Genomic DNA, 1,414 nt, shown 5'->3' with positions numbered 1-1,414 from the left:
TTGACGAAGATGAAATACTTGCCGCCGATGCCGGGCGGCGGATTGCCGACAACCCAGGTCTTGACGTCGGTGATCTTCATTCTTGGTCCTCCAGAACCAGTTCGGCGCCTTTCCAACCGGTCATGATCGAGGCGGCGTTGGTGTTGCCGGTGATGTTGTCGGGAAAGATCGAGGCATCGATGACGCGCAAACCTTCCAGACCATGCACCTTGAGGCGCGGGTCGACGACGGCGCGCGCGGGATCCGGCCCCATGCGGCAGGTCGAGACCGGATGATAGACGGTGCCCGAGCGCTTCCGGAAATCCTGGACCAGATCGGCATCGGAGGTGATCGAGGGACCGGGCAGGACCTCTTCCTCGATGATCTCGGCCATGGCAGGCATCGAGGCGATCTTGCGCACGAATTTCACCGCCGCCAGCATCTCCTCGACATCGGCATTGGTGGAGTAGGCATTGGCCGTTATCCTGGGGTAGTCGCGCGGATTGGCCGAGCGGATCATGATCTCGCCACGGCTCGACGGGCGGCAATTGGACAGGCCGATGGAAAAGCCCGGCCATGGGTCCGGCGTCAGGATCGGGCGCTCGCCGCTCTTGGGAATGACGGTCGAGAAGGCCTGGAAATAGAGCTGCATGTTGGGCCGCGTCGCCGCAGGGTCGGTGCGGAAGAAGCCGCCGGCATTGTTCATCGACAGCGACAGCGGGCCGGAGCGGGTCAGGATGTATTGCATGCCGACCAGTAGCTTGCCCCACCAGGGACGCAGCGTCTGGTTGAGCGTCGGCAGCCTGCCCTTGAAGGTGTAGTTGATGCCGACATGGTCCTGCAGATGCGCGCCGACATTCTCGTTGGCATGGACGATTGGGATGCCCAGGCCGCTAAGCAGAGCGGAGGGGCCGACACCGGACAGCTGCAGCAGCTGCGGCGAGTTGACCGAACCGCCCGACAGGATGATTTCGCGGCCGGCACGCGCTGTCTTCGTTTCGCCGTTCTGCAGATATTCGACGCCGACGGCACGCTTGCCCTCGAACAAGATTTTTGTCGCCAGCGCCTTCATCTCGACGCGGACATTCCCGCGCTTCATCGCCGGGCGCAGGAAAGCGCACGCCGCCGACATGCGGCGGCCATTGCGGGTCGAGATCTGGTAGATGCCGACGCCCTCCTGGGCGGCGCCGTTGAAATCCGGATTGAGCGGCAGGCCGGCCTGCTGGCCGGCGGCGAGATAGCGTTTGGTCAGCGGGTGGACTGCGTCCGAACAGTCGGTGACATGCAGCGGGCCGCCCGTGCCGCGCCATGTGTCGGCACCGGCCTGGTTGTTCTCGAGCGCCTTGAAGGTGGGCAGCAGATCGTCATAGCCCCAGCCGGGATTGCCGGCGGCTGCCCAGGCATCGAAATCCTCGCGCGCGCCCCTGATCCAGAC

General features: G+C 64.4%; 1 protein-coding gene. It reads right to left on the bottom strand.

The genetic code is table 11. The annotated features are described in order from the left end of the window. Nucleotides 1–76: 76 nt before the first annotated feature. Nucleotides 77–1,414: GMC family oxidoreductase (locus tag EN939_RS34120; protein ID WP_127271810.1), on the bottom strand; the 1,338-nt coding region annotated here is incomplete at its 5' end.

Origin of the sequence: Mesorhizobium sp. M7A.F.Ca.CA.002.05.1.1 (assembly GCF_003998335.1) — a bacterium.
GTDB lineage: Bacteria > Pseudomonadota > Alphaproteobacteria > Rhizobiales > Rhizobiaceae > Mesorhizobium.
The sequence above is the reverse complement of the archived record's forward strand: the minus strand, read 5'-3'. Positions and strand labels throughout refer to the sequence as shown.